Origin of the sequence: Campylobacter hepaticus (assembly GCF_001687475.2) — a bacterium.
GTDB lineage: Bacteria > Campylobacterota > Campylobacteria > Campylobacterales > Campylobacteraceae > Campylobacter_D > Campylobacter_D hepaticus.
This window is the reverse complement of record NZ_CP031611.1, coordinates 395,653-413,477: the sequence shown is the minus strand read 5'-3', so window position 1 is coordinate 413,477 and position 17,825 is coordinate 395,653. Positions and strand designations below refer to the sequence as shown.

Annotated in this window: 20 protein-coding genes; 8 read left to right on the top strand and 12 right to left on the bottom strand. The window is 26.5% G+C overall.

Annotated elements, in window-relative coordinates:
• Window positions 1–357: 357 nt before the first annotated feature.
• Window positions 358–1,248 carry a tRNA 5-methoxyuridine(34)/uridine 5-oxyacetic acid(34) synthase CmoB gene (gene cmoB / locus A2J15_RS02050; RefSeq protein WP_116980473.1) on the top strand — a complete coding sequence of 297 codons (891 nt, stop codon included), beginning with the start codon at window positions 358–360 and terminating at the stop codon, window positions 1,246–1,248.
• A 63-nt stretch (window positions 1,249–1,311) separates the two neighbouring features.
• Window positions 1,312–1,887: a hypothetical protein gene (locus A2J15_RS02045; RefSeq protein WP_066779617.1), complete on the top strand. Its 576-nt coding sequence runs from the start codon at window positions 1,312–1,314 to the stop codon at window positions 1,885–1,887.
• A gap of 1 nt (window position 1,888) precedes the next feature.
• Here A2J15_RS02045 and A2J15_RS02040 read toward each other — a convergent pair whose 3' ends face one another.
• Window positions 1,889–2,059, bottom strand: a complete 171-nt coding sequence (locus tag A2J15_RS02040) for a hypothetical protein (protein WP_116980472.1) — start codon at window positions 2,057–2,059, stop codon at window positions 1,889–1,891.
• Window positions 2,060–2,067: 8 nt separating this feature from the next.
• A complete protein-coding gene (locus A2J15_RS02035) occupies window positions 2,068–2,595 on the bottom strand; it encodes a thermonuclease family protein (protein WP_066779614.1) in 528 nt (175 codons plus the stop codon).
• 67 nt (window positions 2,596–2,662) lie between these two features.
• Between A2J15_RS02035 and A2J15_RS02030 the strand changes: the two genes are divergently transcribed.
• Complete coding sequence (locus tag A2J15_RS02030; RefSeq protein WP_066779611.1) at window positions 2,663–3,931, top strand: M20/M25/M40 family metallo-hydrolase; 1,269 nt, start codon at window positions 2,663–2,665, stop codon at window positions 3,929–3,931.
• On the opposite strand, the gene A2J15_RS02025 is transcribed toward A2J15_RS02030, so the two are convergent.
• Complete coding sequence (locus A2J15_RS02025; protein WP_066779608.1) at window positions 3,914–5,158, bottom strand: MFS transporter; 1,245 nt, start codon at window positions 5,156–5,158, stop codon at window positions 3,914–3,916. The genes A2J15_RS02030 and A2J15_RS02025 overlap by 18 nt on opposite strands.
• Window positions 5,159–5,197: 39 nt before the next feature.
• Window positions 5,198–6,028 (bottom strand): cysteine ABC transporter substrate-binding protein, encoded by an 831-nt coding sequence (locus A2J15_RS02020; protein ID WP_066779606.1) that lies wholly within the window; start codon window positions 6,026–6,028, stop codon window positions 5,198–5,200.
• A gap of 175 nt (window positions 6,029–6,203) precedes the next feature.
• On the opposite strand from A2J15_RS02020, the gene A2J15_RS02015 reads away from it, so the two are divergent.
• Both A2J15_RS02015 and A2J15_RS02010 read left to right on the top strand, forming a co-directional pair.
• Window positions 6,204–7,304 (top strand): JlpA family lipoprotein adhesin, encoded by a 1,101-nt coding sequence (locus tag A2J15_RS02015; protein ID WP_066779603.1) that lies wholly within the window; start codon window positions 6,204–6,206, stop codon window positions 7,302–7,304.
• A gap of 71 nt (window positions 7,305–7,375) precedes the next feature.
• Window positions 7,376–8,116: a YaaA family protein gene (locus A2J15_RS02010; RefSeq protein WP_066779600.1), complete on the top strand. Its 741-nt coding sequence runs from the start codon at window positions 7,376–7,378 to the stop codon at window positions 8,114–8,116.
• Between the two features lie 6 nt (window positions 8,117–8,122).
• Here the strand turns inward: A2J15_RS02010 and A2J15_RS02005 are convergent, their stop codons facing one another.
• Entirely contained in the window at window positions 8,123–9,283 is a 1,161-nt protein-coding gene (locus A2J15_RS02005; RefSeq protein WP_066779597.1) for a M20 aminoacylase family protein, read from the bottom strand.
• 289 nt (window positions 9,284–9,572) lie between these two features.
• Here A2J15_RS02005 and A2J15_RS02000 point away from each other — a divergent pair, with 289 nt between their 5' ends.
• Window positions 9,573–9,782 (top strand): hypothetical protein, encoded by a 210-nt coding sequence (locus tag A2J15_RS02000; RefSeq protein WP_066779594.1) that lies wholly within the window; start codon window positions 9,573–9,575, stop codon window positions 9,780–9,782.
• A gap of 55 nt (window positions 9,783–9,837) precedes the next feature.
• On the opposite strand, the gene A2J15_RS01995 is transcribed toward A2J15_RS02000, so the two are convergent.
• From A2J15_RS01995 to hemB, 5 genes are read right to left on the bottom strand one after another with little or no spacing between them, the layout of a single operon-like run.
• Entirely contained in the window at window positions 9,838–11,106 is a 1,269-nt protein-coding gene (locus A2J15_RS01995) for a (Fe-S)-binding protein (protein WP_066779591.1), read from the bottom strand.
• A 3-nt stretch (window positions 11,107–11,109) separates the two neighbouring features.
• A complete protein-coding gene (gene hemN, locus A2J15_RS01990) occupies window positions 11,110–12,465 on the bottom strand; it encodes an oxygen-independent coproporphyrinogen III oxidase (protein WP_066779588.1) in 1,356 nt (451 codons plus the stop codon).
• Window positions 12,452–12,943 carry a DUF2603 domain-containing protein gene (locus tag A2J15_RS01985; protein ID WP_066779585.1) on the bottom strand — a complete coding sequence of 164 codons (492 nt, stop codon included), beginning with the start codon at window positions 12,941–12,943 and terminating at the stop codon, window positions 12,452–12,454. Before A2J15_RS01985 ends, hemN begins: the two co-directional genes overlap by 14 nt.
• Entirely contained in the window at window positions 12,940–13,857 is a 918-nt protein-coding gene (gene argF / locus A2J15_RS01980) for an ornithine carbamoyltransferase (RefSeq protein ID WP_066779583.1), read from the bottom strand. Before argF ends, A2J15_RS01985 begins: the two co-directional genes overlap by 4 nt.
• Window positions 13,854–14,837, bottom strand: a complete 984-nt coding sequence (hemB, locus tag A2J15_RS01975) for a porphobilinogen synthase (protein ID WP_066779581.1) — start codon at window positions 14,835–14,837, stop codon at window positions 13,854–13,856. Before hemB ends, argF begins: the two co-directional genes overlap by 4 nt.
• A gap of 55 nt (window positions 14,838–14,892) precedes the next feature.
• Between hemB and ribA the strand changes: the two genes are divergently transcribed.
• Both ribA and rsmG read left to right on the top strand, forming a co-directional pair.
• Window positions 14,893–15,456 (top strand): GTP cyclohydrolase II, encoded by a 564-nt coding sequence (gene ribA / locus A2J15_RS01970; protein WP_066779578.1) that lies wholly within the window; start codon window positions 14,893–14,895, stop codon window positions 15,454–15,456.
• Window positions 15,453–16,025, top strand: a complete 573-nt coding sequence (gene rsmG / locus A2J15_RS01965) for a 16S rRNA (guanine(527)-N(7))-methyltransferase RsmG (RefSeq protein ID WP_066779572.1) — start codon at window positions 15,453–15,455, stop codon at window positions 16,023–16,025. The genes ribA and rsmG overlap by 4 nt, the downstream gene beginning before the upstream one ends.
• A gap of 9 nt (window positions 16,026–16,034) precedes the next feature.
• Here the strand turns inward: rsmG and A2J15_RS01960 are convergent, their stop codons facing one another.
• A complete protein-coding gene (locus A2J15_RS01960; RefSeq protein WP_066779569.1) occupies window positions 16,035–16,607 on the bottom strand; it encodes a hypothetical protein in 573 nt (190 codons plus the stop codon).
• 105 nt (window positions 16,608–16,712) lie between these two features.
• Window positions 16,713–17,810: a YeiH family protein gene (locus tag A2J15_RS01955; protein ID WP_066779566.1), complete on the bottom strand. Its 1,098-nt coding sequence runs from the start codon at window positions 17,808–17,810 to the stop codon at window positions 16,713–16,715.
• Window positions 17,811–17,825: the final 15 nt, after the last annotated feature.

The following is a 17,825-nucleotide window of genomic DNA, read 5'->3' as shown; positions in this document are numbered from 1 at the left end:
TATTAAAAAGCTAAATAATTTTACATCTTATATAATATTTCATTATATTATGGCATATCTTTAACTTTACTTTGCTATTATTAAGTAGTTTGGCTAAATTTATAACAATAAATTAGCAAATTAAAAACCTAATTCTTTTTAAGCACCATGAAAAAATCAAGATTTTAACAATAAAAAATCTATACAAATAAAATTATTTGAATTTTAAAAGTATTTTATTTACCAAAGGTCTGCACAAAATTCAAAAGACTACAACAATACACTTATACAAAATTTACACTATATGCTGTAATTTTATACTCAATACTTGATTTTATTGTTTCATTTTTAATGTTATAATTTAAACTAAAAAAGCAAATCTTAAGGAATAATATGCAAAAAAATTTGCTCGAAAAACAATTTATAAACCACCCCTTATATTCTAAAATTCAAAAATTAAAAAAATATCATTTTTCCTCTGAATTATCCTTAGAAGAAAGCGTTATTTTAAATACAAATTTTCAAGATAAAGATGAAATTTTAAGCTTAGCTAAAGAACTTAAACCTTGGAGAAAAGGACCTTTTAAAATAGATCAACTTTTTATTGATACTGAATGGCAAAGTTTTATTAAATTTAATATTCTTAAACCCTTTATGCATGAAATTTCTCAAAAATGTGTTGCAGATATTGGTTGTAATAATGGCTATTATATGTTTAAAATGTTAGAATTTCATCCTGCAAAAATCATAGGTTTTGATCCTTGCATTAAATACCGCTTACAATTTGAATTTATCAATGCCCTAGCTAAAACACCTATACAATATGAGCTTTTAGGAGTTGAAGATCTACCACACTATGGATTTAAATTTGATGTTATTTTTTGCCTTGGTGTGATTTATCACAGGAGTGATCCGGTTAAAATGCTAAAAGACTTAAAAGCAGGACTTAAAAAAAATGGTACAGTTTTTTTAGACACTATGTATATAGAAGATGAAAAAGATATTGCTCTTGTACCCAATAAAACTTATTCTAGAATTTCAAATATTTATTTTGTACCTAGTATTAGTGCTTTAAAAAATTGGTGTGAGAAAGCAGGATTTAAAGAATTTGAAGTTTTAGCTACTAAAACAACAGATGAAAACGAACAAAGAAAAACACAATGGATAGATTCTTTTTCTTTGCAAGACTTTTTAGATCCAAAAAATAAAAATCTAACCATTGAAGGTTATGAGGCACCAAAACGAGTTTATGTGCGTATAAAAATATAAATTTTTTTCTCTTCATGTCGATTTAATGCATGAAATATTTTAAAAAGCAAATAAAGGTTTAATATGGCAAAACAAGATAATTTTGAAAAATACACCCAACTTGAAGAATACGCATCTGTAGAAGATATATCACGAATCAAAACAGAATTATTAACTTGCCCTGAATTAAATACTTCTTTTGCAGGAACTATTATAAAACTTGGTAAAAACTATGCTAAATCAGTTTTTATCACCACAAGAGAAATGGTAGTAGATGATCAAGGGTTGATTTTTGATGCTTTTGTTTTTGCTGCAGCAAATTATGTCGCTCAAGCCTCTATCAACAAAGAATTTTCAGTTGTTCTTGGTTCAAAATGCTTTTTTTATGCCCCTTTAAAATTAGGTGATGTTTTAGAACTTGAAGCTAAAGCGCTTTTTGATGAAACTTCTAAAAAAAGAGATATAAAAGTTGTTGGACATGTTAAGGAAATTAAAATGTTTGAAGGAACTGTTCAAATAGTACATACAGATGAGCATATATTTAAATTAAAACGCCCTCCTCTTAATACTCCTAAAACCCAAACTCCTGAACAAGATTCTAAAGTAAATAATCCAGAAGCTTTAGCAGCTGCATTAATGGCTTCACTAGGAGAAAAATAAATCAAGGAGTCATTTTAATATCTACCCAATTTTTTGGACAATCTTTATAATAAGTCCCGCTTGCATCATAATACTCTTTACAATCATCATAAAAACGGTTTGAAACGCCTCTTTCATTTATAAAACATCCAGAAAATACAAAGAGTAATAAAGCTAAAATACATTTTTTCATATTTCCCCTTAAAATTTATTGTGCTTGCGCCATTTATAAGGTTCTATAGGATTTTTTTGCTTCCAAAGCCCTAGACGATTTTTTTTGGCATATTCTTGTTCTTTAATATAAAAACCACTATAATAAACATCAGCCCAAGCATAACCTTGACTTACTAAAAATTGATTTACATCTTTATCATTAAGTTTAACAATAGCTACAATTCTATCATAAATATCTTTATTTTTATAAATAATTTTAACTTGTTTGCCTTTTACAATTTTATTTAGAGCCTCTCTTGCTTGATTGCCAAAATTTTGCTTAAGCTCAGGAGCATCTATACCAAAAAGTCTGACTCTAAAAATTTTATTATCCTGTTTAACTTCTATAGTATCTCCATCAATCACTTTTAAAACTTTTGCTTCAAAACTACTTGTTTGAATCATAAAATTTTGAATAAAAAGCATTACAAGAATAAAAATCAAAATAGAAAAAAATTTCTTAGGATCGCTGAGTATTTTTCTCAAATTTAACAATTTTTTATAATTTATTCTCATTTTTTAGCTATCTCACCCTCAAGTTTTTAAAAATATGTCATAATTTTACCAAAACAAAGGAGATAGAATGCAAAATGTAATAGAAAATTTTAAACAATTGTGTCAAATTCCTCATTGTAGTTATGAAACCAAACAAATGCAAGAATTTTTAAGCTCCTATGCTCAAGATAAAGGTTTTAAAGTCAATATTGACAAAGCAGGAAACATTCATGCTATAAAAGGAAAACCTCATATTTGCTTACAAAGCCATTATGATATGGTTTGTATGGGAAATGCACCCAAATTAGAAGTATATGAAGAAAATGGCTTTTTAAAAGCTAAAGACTCTAGCCTTGGGGCAGATAATGGCATAGGTATTGCTATCATGATGAGTGCTATGGATACATTTAAAGATCTTGAATGTCTTTTTACTAATGATGAAGAAGTAGGACTTATAGGTGTTAATCTACTTGAACACCATTTAGAATCTCAAATGCTTTTAAACTTAGATCATGAAAATGATAATGAAGTTATGATAGGTTGTGCAGGAGGGGTTGATATCAAAGCAAATTTAAATTTTGATACTAGTAAAAGAAAGGGTAAAATTTATGAACTTCAAGCATTAAATTTTAAAGGGGGGCATTCAGGTATTAATATCATAAGCAATAATAAAAATTCCATTAAAGAAATGGCTAAATTTATTAAAGAAAATGATGGAGAAATTATCTCTTTTAATGGAGGAGAAAGGATAAATTCCATACCAAAACATGCTCAAGCCTTAGTATATTTTAAAAATGAAGTACAAAGCAGCAAATATATAAAATGCACATTTAAAGAAGAAGGTGAATTTGAAATTTGTAATCAAAGTACAAAAATTTTAGATACTATAAATGCTTTTTCTCATGGGGTGCGTGCTTATGATGAAAAATTAAATATAGTACAAACTAGCATTAATCTAGCTACATTAAAAATGTATGATAAGCAAATTGAGTTGACGCTTTTTGCAAGATCAAATGTACTTGATGATTTAAAACAAATAGAATTTGAAAGTTTAGAATTTTTTAAAGCTTTTGGTTATGAAGTGAAAAGTTTTAATTTTTACCCACCTTGGGAAGGTGAAATCAATGAACTAAGCACTAAAGTCCTTAAAGTTCTTAAAAAATTTTCACCTCAAGCTAAAATTTCAGCTATTCACGCAGGGCTTGAATGTGGAATTTTGGAGAAAAAACAAAAACTTTTATGTGCCTCTATAGGACCAAATATATATAATCCCCACTCAACTGATGAACGTTGTGAGATTAATTCAATACAAAAAATATCTCAAGTTGTTTTTGAAGTTTTAAAAGACAAAGCTTAACCCTTTTACCCGGCTTCTTGCAAAGTATTTTAATAAAAATACACTCAGCAAGGAGCAAAACCCTACTATAAAAATATAAATACCAAAGTATTCTTTATAAGAAAAATTGACTATAAAAGGGGTTAAAAAACCTAAAATAGCATAAGAAATATTATAAGCAAAACTAAGTCCACTAAATTTTAACTCACTTGTAAAAATTTGTGTCATGAAAATAGGAGCAAAAGCAACAATACCTTGCATAAAACAAGCCAACAAAAAATACAATAAAAAATTTTCATCATAAAAACTAAACAGTATGCCAAAAACTATAAAAGCTAAACTAAAAAAAGAACAAATTTTATAACTTCCCCATTGACTAGCTAACACTCCTTGCAATAAAGATCCTATAATAAGAGCTAAAATAGCAAAATTTTGTATCCATAAAGCAGAAGTTTTACTCATAACTAAAAGATCTTGAAAATACTTTGGCAAAATCATCAAAGTTGCTACACCGCTTGTTAAAACCACAGTCATTAAAAAACAAATAAACATATTCATTTTATGAGTTTTTAAAGCTTGAAGTAATGGAAAAGCTAAAATTTTATTTTCCTTTTGAATTTTAATAAATTCTGGGGTTTCGCTTAATTTATTTCTTAAAAACAAGGATAAAACTCCAAAAAAACCTCCTATGATAAAAGGTATTCTCCAAGCATACTCTTCTACTTCTTGTATACTAAAATAAGATCTAATTATCAAAGTAGCAAGAGAACCTAATAATAAACCTATGGTTAAAGTTGCTGAAATAAAACTAAGAGCCAAAGGGATTTGACGTCCTTTAACAAATTCACTCACATAAATCCACGCTCCACTCACTTCAGCTCCCACAGCCAAACCTTGCAAAATACGAACAAAAAATAAAACAAAAGTAGCAAAAATATGTATTGTTTCATAACTTGGTAAAAAAGCTAAAATAAAACTTGGCAAAACCATTAAAAACATAGATAAGTAAAAAATATTTTTACGTCCATATCTGTCTGCAAAATGCGCCATAACAATAGCACCAAAAGGACGTGCCAAATAAGCAGCTCCAAAAGCTATATATACATTTATTTGCGTCCAAAAAGTATCATGAGGTGGAAAAAACACCTTAGCAAAAACATCCAAAAAAAAGGCAAAAAGAACAAAATCATAAAATTCTAAAATTCCGCCCAAAGAAGCATAAAGAATATTTTTGTATTTTTTTTGCATACTTTATCCTAAGGTTAAAAAGGATTACCCTTTTTAACCTTATTCTTTAATAATAATATCATAAGCTTTAACATCATCACCAAAATAATTTTTCAAAGTTTCATCATAAGCTTTATCAAAAAAATTTTCTTTATTTAATTTAAGTATTAAATGATCAATAAATTCTTTAAGTTCTTTATCACCTTTTTTTACAGCAGGGGCAATAAAGTCTTTATTACCTAATTCTTTAATAGCCATTTTAAAATCAGGATGCTCTTTTACCCAAGCAAAAAGCAAGGTATTATCATGACTTAAAGCATCTCCTCTTGCATCCATTAAAGCAGCAAAAGTTTCAGTATTTTGATCATATTTTAAAGTTTTTATATCAGGATAATTTTGCGTAAAATACGCATCAGCTGTTGTGCCTTTGTTTAATAATAAAGTTTTATCTTTTAATTCTTCTATACTTGTAATATCGCTATGTTTTGGTACAACTACACCTAAAGCAACTTTCATATAAGGCAAACAAAAATCTACTTGCTCAGCTCTTTGAGGAGTTTGAGTAAAATTAGCTAAGATTATATCTACTTTATTTGATTTTAAAAACTCTACCCTATTTGCTGCTTCAACAAGGACAAATTGTACTTTATTTTCATCTCCAAAAAGTTCTTTTGCTATACGTTTAGCTAAATAAATATCATAACCTTGATTAAGACCTTTTTCATCGACATAGCCAAAAGGTGGTTTATCTCCAAATACTCCAATTTTAACTATACCATTTTGTTTAATATTCTCTAGAGAATTCAGTTTTTTAGAATCAGAATTTCCCCCACAAGCAATTAAAATTCCGGCTATAAAAGTTAATACAATACTAAAAAATATTTTCTTCATGATTTATTCCTTTATTTTAAATTACAAAAACTATTATACTAATAAATTACCAATAAAATTTTCTCTATATTAAATAAAAAACATTATTTACAATATCAACTTAATTCATTTTACTATAATATCAATTTTTAAATAAAAACTGATATAATTTTTGTTTTTAAAGGAGTATTAATTGATGAAAAAAAACATTATATTATTGATTTGTTTTGCTATTTTATTTTCAGCTTGCGAGAATTCCATCAATAAAACTACAGTTGAAAAATACCAAACTCAACTCAATAAAAATTTAGCTGAAAAACTTTTAAATATTTCTCAAAATCCTCAAATTAAAATTCAATTGTCTGATTTTTCATGCAAAGCAAATGAAGATTTTATCGAATGTATAAGTCCTGATTTTAAAATACTTATAAAAAATAATAATCATTATGAAGAATTATTTAAGGTAAAAAACCTCCATCTTCAAACTAATGAAATTTACAAAGAACAAAATAATAAATTAATAAATATTAAACAATATTATGAATATTTTTTCAATAAACAAAAAAATATCCAAACAAAATTAAGTTTTGAAAATTTTCAACTTGGTGCAAAATTGATTGATGATATTAATGCAATTTTATGGCAAAAAGATCCAAAAATCAATTCTTTTATTGAAAAATTAACTTCAGATTCTTACACACTTTCATTTGAAAATCAAATCAAAAAAAGAGAAAATGATTATTTAGATAATCTTAAAATAATATTGAATAATACAAGATTTAATTTAAATATTGCTTTAAATATCAATTTAAAAAAAGATTTGCTTAATTACCTTGAATCTAAAGGCATCCAATTTAATACTCAAACTTTAACTATGGATCAAAAAGCTATAAATGAATTTTTTAAAGCAAATCACTTAGAAAAGGATAATATACAACAATATATCGTTTTAAACGATTTTAAAATCAATGCCAAGCTTCAAACACAAGGGATTTTTAGTCATCTTATAAAAACAAGTAAAGAAAATTTACAAAATTTAAGAATGCAAAGTCAATACGAAGAACAAGCCCTTATTTTAGATAAAATTTTAAATATTTTAAATGATATTAGTAAAGATGATGAATATAAATTTTATCTTGACTTGAAATTTAAAAATATAGCTCTTAGTGATTATAATTTAGAAACCATTAATAGCATAGAAAAATTAAGCATCAATAATCAAGATTTAACAGAACTTTTAAAAAGCGTATTGCCATTTTTGATGTTTTCTACTTTATTTCATGATGTTCAATTTTAACAAAAATTCTATTAAGCCTAATTTTATGAGCTTTTAGCTATCTTGTTTTTAAAAATTAAAAAGGATAAATTTTGAATATATTATTTTCTCCTAGTGAAAACAAAAATGATAATTGTAATGAAAAAGCTATTCATAAAAATTCTTTTATATTTAAAGAATTATTTGATTTTAGAATGCAAGCTTTAAAAAAATATGAAGATCATATCAAAGAAGCTAGTTTAGAAGATTTACAAGAACTCTTTGGTATTAAAAATGAAAAAGAAATACTCAAATTCAAACAAAATTTAAAAACCGCACCTACACAAAAAGCTATTACACTTTATAATGGAGTAAGTTATGAGTATTTAAATTTTAAAACCTTAGATCAAAAAAGTCAAAATTACATTTTAAACAATACTCTTATTTTTTCAAATCTTTTTGGGGTAGTAAAAGCAAGTGATCATTTGCCTTTTTATAAATATAAACAAGGAGTTAAACTTAAAAATTTTGCTATAGAAAAATTTTATAAAGAACATTTTAGCAAAAACTTAGATGAGTATTTAAAAGACAAAGAATTATTAGATTTAAGGGCTGAATTTTATAATAAATTTTATACTCCAAAACAAAAATTTAGTACTTATAAATTCATAAAAAAAGGTAAAGTAGTAAGCCATTTTGCTAAAGCCTATAGAGGAATTTTACTAGCCATTAGTGCAAAAATTCAAGCTAAAAATAATCAAGAACTCTTAAAAAATCTTCCTTCAAACTTAAAACTTAAAGAAATTCAAATTAAAGGTTTAAAAGAAGAATTTATACTTGAAATTTTAGATTGATTTTTATTATTGAAGATATTTTAAAACCAATTTTGCATAATAACTTGCTGCTCTAGCTAAAAGATCATCATTAAATACATAATTAGAACTATGCAAATAAATATTATTTTCATTTTCTAAAAAAGCATAAGCGCATTTTTTTATTTCACAAAAAAAGCCAAAATCTTCACTTGCCATTAAAGGGCGATGATTAAATTCACAGTTTTCTTCACCAAATATTTCTTTTGCTACTTCCCATGCTAAATCTACTGCTTGATCATTATTTATAGTTACTGGTGCTCCAATACTTTTATTGATGTTAATTTCTACTGCATTAGCTTGTGCTATTCCTTGACAAATTTGATAAATTCTTTCTTTAGTTAATTTTCTAGTTTCATTATCTAGTGTTCTAACACTCATTTTAATTGTTGCACAATCAGGAATGATATTAAAAGCATGACCTGCATTAAAAGCACCTATACTAACAACTGCTGAATTTTGAGGATCCACATTTCTAGAAACTATACTTTGTAAGGCTAAAACAAGTAAAGAACCTATATATATAGGATCTTTTGCTTTTTCTGGAGCACTTCCATGCCCACCTTTTCCAATGATTGTAATATCATAATCATCACAAGATGCCATCATAGCGCCTTTTTTAAGATAAAATTTTTTATTACTACCAAAGGGCATATTATGCCATCCAAAAATATAATCGCTATCAAATTTTTCAAATAAACCATCTTCAATCATTGCATTAGCTCCACCTAAACCTTCTAAACCCTCTTCAGCAGGTTGAAAATAAAGATTTAAAGTACCATTAAAATCTTGACTTGATAAAAATTTAGCAGCAAGCAAAAGAGAGGCAGTATGTCCATCATGACCACAAGCATGCATGATATTATCTTTTTTACTTTTATAAGCTAAATGAGTGCATTCTTGCATAGGTAAAGCATCCATATCTGCACGTAAAGCTATTTTTTTATTACTATTACCCTTTTTTAAAACACCAACTACTCCTGTTTTTCCTATTTTTTCATACACCTCATAGCCAAATTCTTTTAGTTTTTGTGCTACTAGTTTTGCAGTATGAAATTCATTAAAACCTAGCTCAGGATTTTCATGAATTTGATGCCTAATTTTTTTAAATTCATCTTGTAATTGTACTATTTGAGGTATTAAATTCATTCATTACTCCTTTAATCATTTTAAAAATATATTATCGTATTTAAAATATAAAAAAATTCATAAAAATAAATTTTAATTATAAAAATACTTATGGGTTTAAAACAATTAAATTTCTTATATAATTTTTAATTTATCATTTTTATATAGCTTTTTGTTACTTTTTGAAATTTTAATTAAGATTAAAAGCAAGAAAAAATTAAAATATGAAATAAAAAAATGTATAAAAGATTTTTGAAGCTTTTACATGGTAGTATTAAAAAAACTTATGTTTTATATAAAAAGGAAAAGTATGGAATTTTTATTATTTGTTTTTTTAATTATTATATTTTTATTTATAGTGTTTATTATCGTTATGCGTTATGAAAAAAAGATTAAATTACTAAATCAAAATATACAAAATATTAAAGAAAAAATCATAGAACTTAAAGAAATTACCCAAAAAAATCGATCCTTAATTGAAAAAAATCGATCTAATTTAGAAAATATAATAAAACCATAAAATTATTTTAAGTAGTGAAAATTTACAATATTTCACTGCTTAAAATAGATTGATTTTATTCTAAAGCTTTAGCTATTAATTCCAATGGACTATAAAAAACAACCTTACTAGAATTTTGCTCCAAGGCATTTGAAATTTGCATTCTGCAAGCAGAACATTCAGCACTAACAACACAAGCATTACTTTGATCTATCATCTTAGCTTTTTTTAAACCTACACTTAAAGCTTGTTCATAATAATTTGTTTGCATACTTACTCCGCCAAAACCACAACAAGCATTTGAATTACTCATTTCAACAAAATGATAATTAGTTTTTAAAAAATCTCTTGGTTCTTTAAAAATTGCTTGCATTTTTCTTGCATGACAAGGATCATGATAAGTCACACTATAGTTAAATTTAGTTTTGGTCTTCAAAATTTCTTTTAAAGAGCTAAAATGATAAAAATATTCGCTAGCCATATAAATTTTAGATGAAATATTTTTTGCACGTTTTGCCCATTCTGGTTCATTTCTCATATGAAAAAAATGTTCATAATCTATTTTTAACATTGCCGAACAAGTAGCTTCAGGCACTATAATAAAATCTAATTTTTTTAATTTTTTTTCAAAATATTCTATATTTTTCTTAGCTAAAATTTCAACACTTTCAAAATCACCTGTAAAAAATTGAGGAGCACCACAACACATTTGCTGCTTCATTAAATCTACATTGATCTTAAGTTCTTTAGCAATTTTAAGCACAGAATTTGCTGTATCAATATAAAAATAATTAGCCAGGCAACCTACAAAAAAACCTATAGTTTTATCTCCTTTATTATCAATAAAATCAGGATGAGAATTTAAAAAGCTCCTCTTATTAAAGCTTGTAAGCAATCTTCCTTTTTTAATAAAAGGCATAGAAAATCTAGCCTTCATGCCCGAACTTTTATCCATATCTTGAATTTTAAAAGCGCAACTTTGAAACACATAGCCTAATCTTGCCAATAAATCTAAAATTTTACGCTTTCTTAGAAGAAAAAAAATAAATCTTTTATACCAAGCTATACCAAATTTTTTAGCAATATCATAACGCACTTCTTCTATAGCACTATCTACTCTTAACTTACTAGGACATACTTCAACACAATTAGTACATAAAAAACAAGACTCAAAGACTTTTTTAGCTTCTTTATTAAGTTCTAGTTTTTCCTCTTTATAAGCGCTTAAAAGATCTAAAAAACCTCTTGGACTCGTACTTTCATCAGGATTTATATCATGTATAGTACAAACAGGTATACATTTTCCACATTTTACACAAGCATCACTAATTTGACTGAGTTTCATTATTTACACCGTCTTTGAAAAAACTTTTTTATTTTCACTAATATTTTTCATATAAGCATCAAAACACATTACAATATTGCGTATAAGCAAAACCCCTGTTTCATTGATTTTTATAAAATCATCATTTAAAGATAAAAAATCTTTATACTCTTCTAAAGCTTTTATATCTTCTTTAAAATATGTTTTAAAATCAATACAAAAGTCTTTTTCTATTTGTTTAATATTAAGCTGAAAATTTGCCATTAAACTCATAATTACTGCTTTTCTTATTTCATCATCTTTATTTAATTTTACCCCTTTTTCAAAAGGTAATTTCTTGTTATCAATAGCTAATTCATAGTTTGACATATCTTTAAAATTTTGTGCATAGTGTTTTTCACCCTCTCCTATACTAGTAAGCCCTATTCCTATTAAATCTGCTCCACCTTTAGTCGTATAACCTTGAAAATTTCTATGTAAAGTACCATTTTTTAAAGCTTTAAAAAGATCATCATTTTTTTTAGCAAAATGATCCATACCTATCATTTCATAATTATTTTTACTCAAAAATTTTTCACAAAATTCTAAAATTTGAAGTTTTATATCAGGACTTGGCAAAGTATTTTCATCAAATTTTCTCATATTTTTTTTCAGCCACGGTACATGAGCATAATTAAAAATTGCTAAACGATCAGGGTCTAAAAGCAATGTTTTTTCTAAAGTTTGAGTAAAACTTTCTAAAGTTTGAAAAGGTAAACCATAAATTAAATCCATATTTATAGATTTAACACCTTTATTTCTTACAAGATTTAAAGCATTTTGCGTTAATTCAAAAGATTGAATACGATGAATTTCTTTTTGCACCTTTGCATCAAAATCTTGCACACCAAAACTTATACGATTAAAACCATGTTTTATTAAAACTTCAGCTTGTTCTTCATTTAAAAAACGCGGATCAATTTCACAACTAATCTCAGCATCTTTAGAAAAATGAATAAAAATGGATTTAATTTTTAAGATTAAACTTTCAAGTTGTTTAGCGCTAAAAAAAGTTGGCGTTCCACCACCAAAATGCATTTGGACCACATTACGCTTAAGATCTAAAATAGAACCTAAAATATCAAGTTCTTTAAAAAGATAAGTCAAATATCTTTGCTTGCTTTCTTCTTTAGATGTATAAATTACATTGCAACCACAAAAATAACATGCACTTCTACAAAAAGGCAAATGAAAATATAAAGACAAATCACGTTTTTGATTTTTTAAAATTTCTATATATTCTTCATATTTAAAATTAGTATTAAATTCCACTGCTGTAGGGTAAGAAGTATAGCGTGGTCCTATTTTAGAGTATTTAACAAAAGCCCTATAATCTCTCATTTTGATTAACCTTTTGTATCATTGCTTGCATATCTACAAATAAATTAGGGTGTTCTTTTTTTATCTTTGAAACTAATTTTTCAAGATCAATGCTTACTTCCATAGTTCCATTTTGTGCTTTTTGCTTGATTTCATCCATAGCAACTATCCAAACATCATTAAAATCAACAGGAATTTGTTGATAAATTGCCTTTTCTAAACGCAATTCAAAATTTTCTTTTTGACTTTGTTTTAAATTTTCAAGCATATTTCTAAGACTTTGCAAAGAAACTAAAGTATGAATTTCATTATTTTCATCTATAATAAACCAAGGCTCTGGAGCATCAAAACTACCATTTTTAAGAACTAAGCATTTTTCATTTTCTTTTTCGCTTTGTTTCATTTGAAGAATCGTTTTATCTTCTTTTTTTATACCTAAATTTTGACTAAATTCATCAATACGTTTTAAGCAAATATTATATTTTTCTAGTTCTTTCATTGTTTTCCTTTCTGATCCAAAAAATAAAGCAAAGCTTTTGCTATATAAAGACGATTTCTTGCCTCTTGAAAAATTACTTGAGCATGCTTTTCAAAAATTATCTCACTTACTTCATAACCCCTATAAGCTGGCAAACAATGAAGTAAAATTGCATCTTTATTGGCTGCACTCATAGCTTTTTCATCAATAATAAAGCCATCAAAATCTTTTATTTTAGATTGTTTTTGGTTTTCTTCTCCCATAGAAATCCAAGTATCTGTAATCACCACATCCTTATCTTGCAAAACTTCAAATTTATCATGACTTAAAGAAATTTTTGCTCCTGAAATTTTAGCTTGTTGTTTAACAAATTCCCAAATTTCATCATTAATTTTATAATTTTTAGGTATAGCTACACCAAGTTCATAGCCTAAAATTGCTGATGCTATAAGCCAAGAATTACACATATTATTACTATCACCTATAAAAGCTATTTTTGCTACTGCATTATTTAATTTATTATATTCTTTAATAGTAAGCAAATCTGCTAAAACTTGAGTTGGATGATAAAGTTCACTTAAGGCATTAATTACAGGAGTATTAGAATATTTTGCAAATTCTAATAAAGTTTCATGTTTATGCACCCTAAGTAAAATAAAATCTACCATAGAATCCATCACCCTAGCTGTATCTTTTATAGGTTCTGCACGGCTTAATTGCAAATCATTAGCATTTAAAAATAAAGCTTTTCCGCCAAGCTGCGTAATAGCAAGTTCAAAAGCCAATCTGGTTCTTGTTGATTTTTTTTCAAAAATCATAGCTAAAGTTTTATCTTGTAAAAGTTTTTGAGGATGTTTTTTAATTTCATCAGCATGTTTTACAAGATCTACAATTTCTTCTTTAGAAAAGTCTCTTAAAGTTAAAAAATGCTTCATTCTTGCCCTTTTAATATCTTAGCCATTTCTTTAGCATGGTAACTAATAATAAGTCTTGCTCCTGCTCTTTTAAAAGCCATCATAGTCTCAAAAAGTACTTTTTCATAATCAATCACCCCTGCTTTTTGAGCAGCTTTTAACATAGCATATTCCCCGCTTACATTATAAACACATAAAGGTAAATTAGAATGCAATGAAAGTTCTTTTACCACATCAAGGTAAGCCAAAGCAGGTTTTACCATTAAAATATCTGCTCCTTGCATTTGATCTTCTAAACTCTCTTCTAAAGCTTCTTTAGCATTTGAAAAATCCATTTGATAGCTTTTTCTATCACCATAACTTGGAGTTGATTCTGCTATATCTCTAAAAGGACCATAATAACTTGAAGCAAATTTACTTGAATAACTCATTATAGGCAAATTCTCATAGCCTTGTGTATCTAAAGTTTTACGTAAAGCTTGTACAATACCATCCATCATACCACTAGGAGCTATCATATCTACGCCTGCTTTAGCATGAACTAAAGCTTGTTTAGATGAAAGTTCTAAAGTAGCATCATTATCCACACTTTTTGTTTTAATATCAATAATTCCACAATGACCATGATCGGTATATTCACAAAAACAAAGATCGCTAATAACAAAAAGTTCAGGAAAATGCTTTTTAATCTCTCTTATACTTCTTGCAATAAGACCTTCATGATCTAAAGCATCACTTCCACAACTATCTTTTTTATCTGGTTCAAGAACCCCAAAAAGTATAATAGCTTTAATACCCAAATCACATATATTTTTACATTCTTTTAAAATTTCATCTAAACTCATTTGAAAAACATCGGGCATAGAAGGAATTTCTTTTTTTATACCTATTCCATTAACAACAAAGAGTGGATAAATAAAGTCATTTATATTTAAAAAATTTTCTCTTAGCATAATTCTTAAATTATTATTAAGTCTTAATCTTCTAAATCTTTTAAACATTTTTTATCCTTTTTTGCTACAATCTTAACATAAATTTGATTATAGAGGGTAGTAAATGAAAATAAAAATTTCAGAAATTGCGAATTTGCCTAGTAAATGGGGAAATTTTCAAATGCAAAGTTTTAAAGAAAATGAAAAAGAACATTTATGTATATTTAAAAACATTCCAAAAGACACATTAAATTTAAGAATACACTCAGAATGTCTTACAGGAGATGCTTTAGGTAGTTTAAAATGTGATTGCGGGGAGCAACTGGAATTTTCTTTAAAATATATAGAAGAAAATACTGGAATGGTAATTTATCTTAGACAAGAAGGACGTGGCATAGGACTTTTTAATAAAATCAATGCTTATGCTTTGCAAGATAAAGGTTTTGACACTATTAAAGCTAATCACCAGCTTGGTTTTAAGGCTGATGAAAGAACTTATGAAATAGTAGAATTTATACTCAAACATTATGGAATTTCTCAAGTGAATTTATTAACAAACAATCCTGAAAAATTAAATTCTATTAAAGAAAAAATCATAACACGAGTGCCGATTTTAATCCAGCCTAATCGTTTTAATGCACAATATTTAAATATAAAACATATGCAAATGGGACATTTAGGTCAATGAATTTTAAAAATTACAATTTTTTAAAACCATATAATTTGAAAGATTTAACAAAAAAAATCCAAATTTACAAAGATATTTTAGAAAAATTTAATCGTGTACACAATCTTACACATTTAAAAAATATTGATGAAAATATTTTTGATAGTATTAAAATTTTAGATTTTTATGATTTTTCTCAAGCAAAAAATATTGCTGATATAGGCAGCGGTGCAGGTTTTCCAGCAATATTTTTAGCCTTTTTATTAAAAAATAATTTTCATCTTTTTGAACCCAATGCTAAAAAAGCTGCTTTTTTAAGAAAAATAAAAATAGAATGTGATTTAAAACACTTAAACATTTACAAAGAAAAAATTGAAAATTTTCAAGCTATTTTTAAAGCCGATATCATTACTTCAAGAGCTTTAATGGATACTCCATCTTTACTTAAAATTTGCAAAAATATATCTAATAAAAACAGTATTTTTATTTTATGGAAAGGTAGTGGAATCTATGAAGAACTTAAGCATATAAAAAATTATAAGATTTTTGAAAATAATTTTAGAAAATATTGTATTTTAAGTAGCCCTTAAGGCCACTTTTTATTCTGCTAAATCAGCACTAAAAGTAATGTCTACTAAAGGCCAAGAAATCCCTCCATGTCCTGGGGCAGCATCACTTAATGCTTTTAAAGCTTTAGATCCATTTTTAAAAGTATGTAAATCAAGTTGTCCCTTAGCTTCAAATTTTTTGTCTTTTATTTCATAGCTTAAAGGAATAACAGTGCTTTTTTTATCCATAGTAACCTTTGCTGAAATAAGACCTTTATTTTCACCTTCTACAACATCTTGAAAAACTACTTTAATATCAGTATTTCCTAATAAAACAGGAAAAAATACCTTAGTAATATTATGCGTTATAATATCTTTATCTTCTCCCATATAAGCATCGCCTGGTTTAATAATAGCTTTAGCATTTTTAAGATAAGTTGCTAAATCTTTAGTATTTTTAGAAAACTGATATTGAGCACCTTTAAATTCACCTTCTACTTTTACCTTATCTTTAGTTTTATAACCTTCAAAAGAGATTTTCAAGCTATCTTCTTTAAAAGATACAGCACTTAAGGCTGAAGCCAACAAACAAGAACTTAATACACTTACGAAAATTTTTTTCATTTTATTTCCTTTAATATAAATTAATTTTTAAAATAATAGGACAATTATATTCTTATTTAATTAACAATTTTAATTAAGAAAAATATTTTATAAAAATAATTTTCATTACCAAAGTATACCTTTAAAAGCTAAAGTTAAAAAATAACCTCCAAAAATTAAAACAAGAGCCAAAATAAAAGCTAAACCAAAAACTTTAGAACCGCTTTTTAAAAACTTTTTAAAATCAATTTGTAAACCTAAAGCAGCCATAGCAAAAACAATACATAAAGTACAAAGCATGCGACCTAAAAAAATAATATCACTTGTAGCTACACCCAAAATACTTTCTTTGCTTGCTAAATAAGTATTTAAAACTATCATTGCTAAAAAAGCAAAAGCAAAATAAGGTATAGTAATATTTTTTGTAGTTCTTCCGTGTCTTGAATGTTGGTTTTTGGCAAATAAATAAGTTACAATAAGTAAAAACGGGACTAATAAAATCACTCTCATCATTTTAATAATAATTGCAATATTAGAAGCACTTTGTTCAAAACCTGCCATATCTTTTGCCATTTCAGCTGATCCTGCAACATTTGCCACCTCATGTAAAGTTGCACCCATAAAAACACCCATAGCATTTTGATCAAAATAAGGAAACAAATCTAAAGAAAAAGCTATAGGATATAAAAACATAAATATAAGTCCAAAAATTACTACAGTACCAACAGCCAAAATACCTTTAAAAGGATCGCTTTTTAAACTTGATTCTAAAGCTAATACTGCAGCTGCACCACAAATAGCACTACCTGCACCCACCAACATAGAAGTTTCTTTATCCAGCTTAAAAAATTTTATTCCTATAAATAAAGCTACACTAAAAACAATAAAAATAACTATAGCAGAGAGTAAAAAACCTTTAAAACCCACACTTAAAAGCTCTGTTAAAGTAATATTAAAACCATATAAAATAATCCCTAATCTTAATAATTTTTTAGCACTAAAATGCACGCCTGCTTGAAAATGATGTTGATATTTAAAAAACCAAGGAGAAAGTAACACACCTATAATAATAGCAAAAGCTGTAGCTGCTAAGTGGGTAGTATCTTTAATGCTTTGCATACTAGAAAGATACATGGCAAAAAATACTATACAAGCTGTAAACAATAAACCCTTAAAATTCGAACGTATTATAGCTATACTATGTTTTAAAAAATTTGTTTTCATTGATTTTTTCCTAAA

Excerpts from the sequence above, each read along its gene's own strand:
- A2J15_RS02045 (WP_066779617.1), top strand. The coding sequence starts at position 1,312 with ATGGCAAAACAAGATAATTTTGAAAAATACACCCAACTTGAAGAATAC.
- A2J15_RS02040 (WP_116980472.1), bottom strand. The coding sequence starts at position 2,059 with ATGAAAAAATGTATTTTAGCTTTATTACTCTTTGTATTTTCTGGATGT.
- A2J15_RS02035 (WP_066779614.1), bottom strand. The coding sequence starts at position 2,595 with ATGAGAATAAATTATAAAAAATTGTTAAATTTGAGAAAAATACTCAGC.
- A2J15_RS02030 (WP_066779611.1), top strand. The coding sequence starts at position 2,663 with ATGCAAAATGTAATAGAAAATTTTAAACAATTGTGTCAAATTCCTCAT.
- A2J15_RS02025 (WP_066779608.1), bottom strand. The coding sequence starts at position 5,158 with ATGCAAAAAAAATACAAAAATATTCTTTATGCTTCTTTGGGCGGAATT.
- A2J15_RS02020 (WP_066779606.1), bottom strand. The coding sequence starts at position 6,028 with ATGAAGAAAATATTTTTTAGTATTGTATTAACTTTTATAGCCGGAATT.
- A2J15_RS02015 (WP_066779603.1), top strand. The coding sequence starts at position 6,204 with ATGAAAAAAAACATTATATTATTGATTTGTTTTGCTATTTTATTTTCA.
- A2J15_RS02005 (WP_066779597.1), bottom strand. The coding sequence starts at position 9,283 with ATGAATTTAATACCTCAAATAGTACAATTACAAGATGAATTTAAAAAA.
- A2J15_RS02000 (WP_066779594.1), top strand. The coding sequence starts at position 9,573 with ATGGAATTTTTATTATTTGTTTTTTTAATTATTATATTTTTATTTATA.
- A2J15_RS01995 (WP_066779591.1), bottom strand. The coding sequence starts at position 11,106 with ATGAAACTCAGTCAAATTAGTGATGCTTGTGTAAAATGTGGAAAATGT.
- hemN (WP_066779588.1), bottom strand. The coding sequence starts at position 12,465 with ATGAGAGATTATAGGGCTTTTGTTAAATACTCTAAAATAGGACCACGC.
- A2J15_RS01985 (WP_066779585.1), bottom strand. The coding sequence starts at position 12,943 with ATGAAAGAACTAGAAAAATATAATATTTGCTTAAAACGTATTGATGAA.
- argF (WP_066779583.1), bottom strand. The coding sequence starts at position 13,857 with ATGAAGCATTTTTTAACTTTAAGAGACTTTTCTAAAGAAGAAATTGTA.
- hemB (WP_066779581.1), bottom strand. The coding sequence starts at position 14,837 with ATGTTTAAAAGATTTAGAAGATTAAGACTTAATAATAATTTAAGAATT.
- ribA (WP_066779578.1), top strand. The coding sequence starts at position 14,893 with ATGAAAATAAAAATTTCAGAAATTGCGAATTTGCCTAGTAAATGGGGA.
- rsmG (WP_066779572.1), top strand. The coding sequence starts at position 15,453 with ATGAATTTTAAAAATTACAATTTTTTAAAACCATATAATTTGAAAGAT.
- A2J15_RS01960 (WP_066779569.1), bottom strand. The coding sequence starts at position 16,607 with ATGAAAAAAATTTTCGTAAGTGTATTAAGTTCTTGTTTGTTGGCTTCA.
- A2J15_RS01955 (WP_066779566.1), bottom strand. The coding sequence starts at position 17,810 with ATGAAAACAAATTTTTTAAAACATAGTATAGCTATAATACGTTCGAAT.